This window comes from Rhizorhapis sp., assembly GCF_035276005.1.
Taxonomy (GTDB): Bacteria; Pseudomonadota; Alphaproteobacteria; order Sphingomonadales; family Sphingomonadaceae; genus Rhizorhapis.
The window spans coordinates 1-6,880 of sequence record NZ_DATEMB010000019.1 but is presented as its reverse complement, the minus strand read 5'-3'; the positions used below and the strand labels follow the sequence as shown (position 1 = coordinate 6,880).

Genomic DNA, 6,880 nt, shown 5'->3' with positions numbered 1-6,880 from the left:
TCATCAGATCGCGCCGCTTGGCCAGGAAATCGGTGCGCCGATAGGCTGCCTCGACCTTGTTCTCGAGCGTATGTGCCAGCGCCGCCTCGGCGATCTCGCGTGGCGTGTCCGTCTCCTCGGCCGCCCAATCCCTGAAGCTTGACCGAAAGCCATGTACTGTCGCCGGCAGGTCCATGCCGCGCACCAATTCGAGAAGCGCCATGTCAGAAAGTGACGAACCGGACGTGGCGCCCGGGAAGATCAGGTCGCAGCCTTTGATCCGCAGGGCCCGCGCCTGACGGAAGACGTCTGCGGCCTGCAACGACAGCGGCACCACATGTTCGACCCCTGCCTTCATGCGCTCTGCAGGAATGGTCCACAGCGTCAGCTCGTCGTTGAGTTCCGGCCATCTGGCTCCGCGAACCTCGCCTGATCGGACCGCCGTCAATATCAGCGCCTCGAGTGCCAGCCGGCTGCTGCTGAGCCCGCGTGCGCGCAGGCGCTTCATGAACGCCGGCACCTCGGCGTGGGGCAATGCAGCGAAATGGCCGGACTTCCTGGGCTGGCGTGGCAGGCCCTTGGAAATGGAACGCATCGGCGCCTCGCTGGTCCGGAAGCCGTTGGCATAGGACCAGTCCAGCACCGTGCCGATGCGCTGGCGGACGCGCCGGGCGGTCTCCGGGATGTCCAGCCAGATTTCCGCCAGCACGTCGCGGATGAGCGGTCCTTCGATCTGGTTGACCTTCAACTTGCCCAGCTTCGGATAGGCATAGAGTTCAAGCGTCTTGATCCACTGCTTGGTGTGCTTCCCGTTCTTCCATCCCTTGATCATTTCGGCATGCGCGCGCTTCGCCGCCTGCTCGAAGGTCGGTATGACGATCTCGACCTTACGCCGCTCATCGAGCGGATCCACGCCGGATTTGGCGAGCTTCTTGATCGCGGCCGCTTCCAGTCTCGCATCGCGAAGGCTCACATGCCGAAGCTCGCCCAGGCCGATGTCCCGGCGGCGGCCATTGACCTGTACGCGCATGAGCCAGCTTTTTCCGCCCGAAGGGGAAATTTGCAGCAGGAGCCCCTCGCCATCGGAGTAGCGACCAGGCTCGGTGAGCTCCTTGATCAGGGCGGGGGTGAGCTTTCCCATGGGGTGCAGGATACCACCGCAGACCCCCGATTTGAACCCCGCCAGCCCCTCACAGCCCCACACTCAGCCCCACATCAATTTCCGGACCGCCGCGAACGACCGTGAAGGCTCGCGGTTAAAAGACCTTAATTTTCAGATGTTTATTACGATTTTTCGGACCGAGGCGAACGCCGGCGAAGGGCGGAATGGCGGAGCGGGAGGGATTCGAACCCTCGATACGCTTTTGGCGTATACTCACTTTCCAGGCGAGCGCCTTCGACCACTCGGCCACCGCTCCGCATGCGCTGGAAGGCATGCCCCCTATCGTGCCTCCCGCTTTTGCGCAAGCGTGCAGTTCGCAAATCCCGCCGCTGACTGGCAAGAGAGTGGATGCGATCCTATATAGACTTCACTAAAGTCCTGATTGCCCGGAGAGGGCCGATGATCGTCGGAACAGTCCGCGAGATCAAGAATAACGAATATCGTGTGGGCCTCACCCCGGAAAGCGTGCATGAACTTGCAGCGCATGGGCATCAGTTGCTTGTCGAAAGCGGCGCCGGACAGGGCATTGGGGCGACCGATCATGATTACCGCAAGGCCGGCGCCGAGATTGTCGCGGCGGCCGCCGCTGTCTTCGACCGGGCCGAGTTTATCGTCAAGGTAAAGGAACCGCAGGAGGAGGAGCGGGCGCTTCTTAAAGAAGGGCAGATTCTTTTCACCTATCTTCACCTCGCGCCTGATCCTGAGCAGACGAAGGATCTGATCGCCTCTGGCGCCGTCTGCATCGCTTATGAAACGGTGACGGATGTTAATGGGGGCCTGCCGCTGTTGAAGCCGATGAGCCAAGTGGCCGGCCGCATGTCCATCCAGGCGGGGGCGACTGCTCTTGAGAAGGTCCATGGCGGGCGAGGGGTCCTGCTCGGTGGAGTGCCGGGAGTCATGCCCGCCAAGGTTGCGGTGATAGGCGGCGGCGTTGTCGGTTTCAATGCGGCGCAGATGGCTGCGGGCCTTGGGGCCGACGTGACCATCCTCGACCGCAATCCCGAAGTGCTGGAACGGCTCGGCACCTATTTCGAGGCGCGGGCGAAAACCCGCTTTTCAAACAAGGCGAACATCGCCGACAGCGTTGCCGAGGCCGATCTGATCGTGGGAGCGGTGCTGGTCGACGTCGCCATCGATCAGGGTGGCTGTTTCGAAACCTCCGAACCGACGACGCATGATGACCCCACCTATATTGTGGATGGCATCGTGCATTATTGCGTGACCAACATGCCCGGCGCGGTGGCGCGGACAAGCACCTATGCGCTCAACAATGTGACGCTGCCCCATGCGTTGCGAATCGCTGATCTTGGCTGGAAGGAAGCAATGCGGCAGGACCGCTACCTTCTGGATGGCCTCAATGTATGGAACGGCAAGATCATTTGCGAGCCGGTGGCGCGGGAGCTTGGCTATGCTCATGTGCCGCAGAGTGAGGCGATAGCGTGAACAAGGGGAATGAATGAATGCCGCAGATCGGCGACAGGATTGAAGAGAGCGGGACGCTATTGCGGGACGGCGCAGGATTTCTCTTGAAATGCGATCATGGCGGTAGCTGGCGCCTCAATCTGCACCGCGTCCCTGTCGATCATGTGGCAAAGCATGTCCGGATCACCGGCGTGGTGGCGTCGGAAGGTCAGGTCGATGTCGAAGGCGTCGTGCGGGCGGGCTAGAGCCGGTCTTCAGGCAGGGCAGATTCCCGGAGAGGCCATCCTCGTCCCCGCCATGATTCTTGATCATTCAGTGCCGCGAAGCTTTTTCGCGATGGAGCGAACGCCCCAAGCCACGCCCATTCCCAGCGATACGGGTATGGCGACCGCCGTCAGCACCACCGCTATTCCGCCTGTCACAATGGCGGAGCCCGCCATGTGCAAGGCTTCGGTTGCAGTAGCCCTGCCAGCTTCAGCGGGTTGCTGCGCCGGGCGAGCTTGCGTCACTGTGCCTGAATCTTCTGCAATCATGCGGAACCTGCTCTCCCCCGAGCGCTGCATTCACTAAAAAATCCACCCCCCATCATGCCGACGGCATGATCTGGACATCACGCTTCCCCACAAGTCATTGGCATGCGGTTCTTGCCAGCCGCCCCACATCGGCCTGACCGCTTTAGTCCCCTTAATCCCCCAAAAGACTCATAGCCGTTTTCCCACTGGCTCTCAACTAAGTGGTTCCACTAAAGTCGAAATCGTTAAAAAATGCCGAAGCGGGAGAGCGGATTGCCGGTCGCACGATGTGCGGAGCCGAAAATCCGACGAGGGGACGTGTACGGCTTATATCAAAAGTTCAAGTCCCGGCATTGCCGCGTTATGATCGCGGAAGGCCCGTTCGAAGGTCGCATAAAAATTTAGGGATGTCCTGAAGGCCGGATCCGGTTGGCGGCGCATTGATTTTTGTGTCCTGCGCCGGTTCTGAAAAATATAGCATAAGGGAATCGTACGCCATGAAGATTCATGTCACGGGACTCCGCGGTATTCCCGGCGTGATGGGCGGCGTCGAAAGCCATTGCGAGGAGCTTCTGCCTCGCGTGAAGGCACGTAATGCTGACCTGGACATCACCATCCTATGCAGGGCTCCCTATGTAGGAGAGGGCGCTCGCACCTATAGAGGGCTGGTTCTTGAGCCATTGCCCTCGCCAAAATCGAAATCGCTCGAGGCCATTGTCGCGACGTTTATCGCCATATTGTACGCCTGGTTCAGGCGTGCGGACGTGGTGCATATCCATGCCATCGGTCCGGGCCTGCTGGCCCCGCTGGCCCGGTTGCTCGGGCTTCAGGTGGTCGTGACCCATCATGGCGCCGATTATGAGCGCGCCAAATGGGGCGCCCTGGCAAAGCTTGCCCTGCGGCTGGGCGAACGGTCCGCGCTTATCTGGGCTCATCGTGTGATCGCCGTATCGCCCTCGCTCGCGAGCAGCCTGAAGGCTGTTTTTCCATCGCAGGCGTATAAGGTCTCCTACATTCCCAATGGCACGCCGCGCCTGCCGCGCGTCGAACGCGATCCGGTCGAGGTGCTGAGGGAACTTGGCCTCAAGTCCAAGGAATATGTGCTGGCGGTAGGCCGGCTGGTTCCCGAGAAGGGCTTTGACGATCTTATCCACGCATTCCTTGCCAGCAGCCAGCCTGACGGCCGCAAGCTGGTGATAGCGGGTGGCGCGGATCATGAGACGGAGTATGTACGCGCTCTTCGCGCCAAGCAGTGCGACCGTGTGGTTTTCGTAGGGATGCAGCCGCGCGAGGTGCTGAAATGTCTTTACGACCACTGCACCCTGTTCGCCATGCCCTCCTATCATGAAGGCCTTCCGATCGCGGCACTGGAGGCGGCATCCTGCGCGGCGCCCATGATCCTCAGCGATATTCCCGCCAACCGGGATCTGGGGTTGAGCGTGGATCGGTATTTTCCCGTTGGGGACCGGGACAGGCTCGCCCATATGCTCGAGAAGGCATATGATCCTATCGAGGCCGAGGCGCAAATGGTGCAGCGGAAGTTCGATTGGGACAGGTCAGCCGACAGCACCGCCAAGATCTACCATAGCTTCCGGCCAGCTTCCCCCATGGCCGTCCGCCCGAAACGGCGGGTCGGCACCGGGCTCGTAGAATAGGCGGGTGACAGCAGGCGTGCGAAGAAAAGCCCTGTTTATCATCAATTCGCTCGCAGGGGGTGGGGCGGAGCGAGTGATGACGACCCTTTTGCAAGGTTCGGCGCCCTGGCGCGATCGTTTTGACATCGCGCTCGCCCTGCTCGACGAGGAGGAAGCCGCCTATGATCCGCCCCCCTGGATCAAGACCTTCCGGCTCGATTGCGGCGGCAGCCTGCTTGCGAGCCTATGGCGAACTCGGCAGCTCGTGGGGCGCCTCAGGCCCGATGTGACGGTCAGTTTCCTGACGCGTTCCAACGCGGCCAATGTCCTGGCCACGGCCGGGCGGCCGACAAGATGCCTGATCAGCGAGCGCGTGAATGCCTCCGCGCATCTCAACCATGGCCTGCCCGGCTTGGCAGCGCGCATATTGGTGCGGATGACCTATCCCCGCGCCGACCATGTGATTGCGGTCTCTCAGGGCGTGGCGCTGGATCTTGAACAGAATTTCGGTGTGAAGCCGGACAGGGTTTCGGTTATCGCCAATCCGGTTGATCATGGGCGGATTGCGGAAATGTCCGCTGCGCCTTCGCCCGTGCCGGTCAAGGGCAACTATATCGCCGCCGCCGGACGGCTGGTGCCCAACAAGAATTTCGCGATGCTCATCGACGCCTTTGCCCGCGCCGGTCTGCCCGCTTCATTGGTGATCCTGGGCGAAGGGCCGCTCCGCGGCGCACTGGAGGAACAGATTGAGCGTCTGGGGCTTGCCGGGAAGGTGTTGTTGCCCGGCTTCATCGAAAATCCCTTTGCAGTGCTGAAGCGGGCAAGCCTGTTCGCCTTGCCTTCTAATGCAGAGGGTTTTCCCAATGGAATGGTGGAGGCAATGGCTTGCGGATTGCCGGTGGTGGCTGCCAATTGTGCCTCCGGTCCCTCCGAGATCCTGCTCGACCGGGCGCGGGAGGATGTTCATGGCATCGTCCATGGCCCTGCAGGGGCGGTCGTGCCGCAAAATGATCCAGAAGCTTTTGCCGAGGCATTGAGGTCTGTCTTTGATGCCCTCGACCGCGAGAGCAGGGGGGCTGCAGCGCTTGAACTATCACAGCAGTTCAGCGTTGAGCGCACCGCCGCGCGCTATTGGAAGACCATAGAAGGGGCACTGATGACAACCGGAAGCCCGCTCCGGTCGGCCTCAGCTCCGGCAAGCAAACAGAGGGTCAAGGAGCAAAGCTTCTGAACAAGATGACGCCCATCACCCAGGAACTGGGGAAGCCGCACAGCCGGGGTTGCGCGCGAAGCCTGCGCAGCCTCGTTGCGCTGTTGCAGGCCGACCTCTACCGCTATGAGGGGAAGGTGAACGCCGGCAGCTTCTGGCGGCATTTTCTATTCACGCCGGGCTATAAATATACGGTGGTGATGCGGACCTGCGGCTATCTGCGCACGCGCCGCTTCCAGGCTTTCGGGCTGTATCCCCTCTCAAAGCTCTGGCTGCTGCGGCTGCGGTACAAATTCGGTTTTGCCATTCCGGAATATACGGTGATTGGCCCCGGTCTCTTCATCAATCGCTTCGGCGGCATCTACATCAATGGGGACGCCGTCGTCGGGGCGAATGCCAATCTGACCCATGGCATCATGCTGGGCCAATCCAATCGCGGGGAGCGGGCGGGTTCGCCGGTGTTGGGCGACCGGGTTTTCCTGGCGTCCGGATGCAAGGTGATCGGCCGCATTCTCCTTGGCGACGATTGCGCCGTGGGTGCAAATGCCGTGGTCACCAAGGATGTGCCGGAAAAGGGCGTCGTTGGCGGCGTACCGGCAAAGCTGCTGTCGAGAGCAGGGTCGGACGGCTATATCAACCGCGTGGTGCCGGATGCGCTGATGCAACGCTGCGCTGGGGCCTTTGACGGCGTGCCGCCCTTTTTGCCGCCTCAGGAGCCTTGAATCTGCCACACCGTTCGCCCTGCGCTTGTCGAAGGGCCTTTCTTCTTCTGAGGAAAAGAAAGGGCTTCGGCAGGCTCAGCCCGAACGGGCTTGGTTTAGAGGGATTTCGAGCCAGATGGAATCATCTGGCGGCTCGGAAATCACGGAAAATACAGAATCTAGACTCGTTCCGGTTCGATCAGAACCGGAACGAGTCTAGAGCGCCGTGCGATTAATCTGCAACATATCCTGCATGTTTG

General features: G+C 61.0%; 7 protein-coding genes and 1 tRNA gene. 5 read left to right on the top strand and 3 right to left on the bottom strand.

Translation table 11 applies throughout. From position 1 onward, the window contains the following. Nucleotides 1-1,120, bottom strand: a 1,120-nt coding sequence (locus VJS46_RS05690; protein ID WP_324058420.1) for a tyrosine-type recombinase/integrase, incomplete at its 3' end; no start/stop codon positions are given. Nucleotides 1,121-1,306: 186 nt separating this feature from the next. After that, nucleotides 1,307-1,397: transfer RNA gene (locus VJS46_RS05685), tRNA-Ser, on the bottom strand. A 143-nt stretch (nt 1,398-1,540) separates the two neighbouring features. Between VJS46_RS05685 and VJS46_RS05680 the strand changes: the two genes are divergently transcribed. Together VJS46_RS05680 and VJS46_RS05675 are read left to right on the top strand one after the other, a co-directional pair. Next, nucleotides 1,541-2,584: an alanine dehydrogenase gene (locus tag VJS46_RS05680; protein ID WP_324058422.1), complete on the top strand. Its 1,044-nt coding sequence runs from the start codon at nt 1,541-1,543 to the stop codon at nt 2,582-2,584. Nucleotides 2,585-2,601: 17 nt separating this feature from the next. Further along, nucleotides 2,602-2,808, top strand: coding sequence for a DUF5818 domain-containing protein (locus tag VJS46_RS05675; RefSeq protein WP_324058418.1), 207 nt, complete (start codon nt 2,602-2,604; stop codon nt 2,806-2,808). Between the two features lie 63 nt (nt 2,809-2,871). On the opposite strand, the gene VJS46_RS05670 is transcribed toward VJS46_RS05675, so the two are convergent. Further along, nucleotides 2,872-3,096, bottom strand: coding sequence for a hypothetical protein (locus tag VJS46_RS05670; RefSeq protein ID WP_324058416.1), 225 nt, complete (start codon nt 3,094-3,096; stop codon nt 2,872-2,874). 476 nt (nt 3,097-3,572) lie between these two features. Here VJS46_RS05670 and VJS46_RS05665 point away from each other — a divergent pair, with 476 nt between their 5' ends. Genes VJS46_RS05665 through VJS46_RS05655 form a run of 3 tightly spaced genes read left to right on the top strand, consistent with a single transcriptional unit; the run spans nt 3,573 to nt 6,641 of the window. Then, the gene (locus VJS46_RS05665; RefSeq protein ID WP_324058414.1) at nt 3,573-4,730 is read left to right on the top strand and encodes a glycosyltransferase family 4 protein; all 1,158 of its coding nucleotides are present in this window, start codon (nt 3,573-3,575) and stop codon (nt 4,728-4,730) included. A gap of 4 nt (nt 4,731-4,734) precedes the next feature. Continuing rightward, complete coding sequence (locus VJS46_RS05660) at nt 4,735-5,940, top strand: glycosyltransferase (protein WP_324058412.1); 1,206 nt, start codon at nt 4,735-4,737, stop codon at nt 5,938-5,940. Between the two features lie 5 nt (nt 5,941-5,945). Then, nucleotides 5,946-6,641, top strand: coding sequence for a hexapeptide transferase (locus tag VJS46_RS05655; protein ID WP_324058410.1), 696 nt, complete (start codon nt 5,946-5,948; stop codon nt 6,639-6,641). Nucleotides 6,642-6,880 lie beyond the last annotated feature (239 nt).

Bases quoted from the DNA above. Each gene is read 5' to 3' on its own strand.
- VJS46_RS05680 (WP_324058422.1), top strand. From the start codon at position 1,541: ATGATCGTCGGAACAGTCCGCGAGATCAAGAATAACGAATATCGTGTG.
- VJS46_RS05675 (WP_324058418.1), top strand. From the start codon at position 2,602: ATGCCGCAGATCGGCGACAGGATTGAAGAGAGCGGGACGCTATTGCGG.
- VJS46_RS05670 (WP_324058416.1), bottom strand. From the start codon at position 3,096: ATGATTGCAGAAGATTCAGGCACAGTGACGCAAGCTCGCCCGGCGCAG.
- VJS46_RS05665 (WP_324058414.1), top strand. From the start codon at position 3,573: ATGAAGATTCATGTCACGGGACTCCGCGGTATTCCCGGCGTGATGGGC.
- VJS46_RS05655 (WP_324058410.1), top strand. From the start codon at position 5,946: ATGACGCCCATCACCCAGGAACTGGGGAAGCCGCACAGCCGGGGTTGC.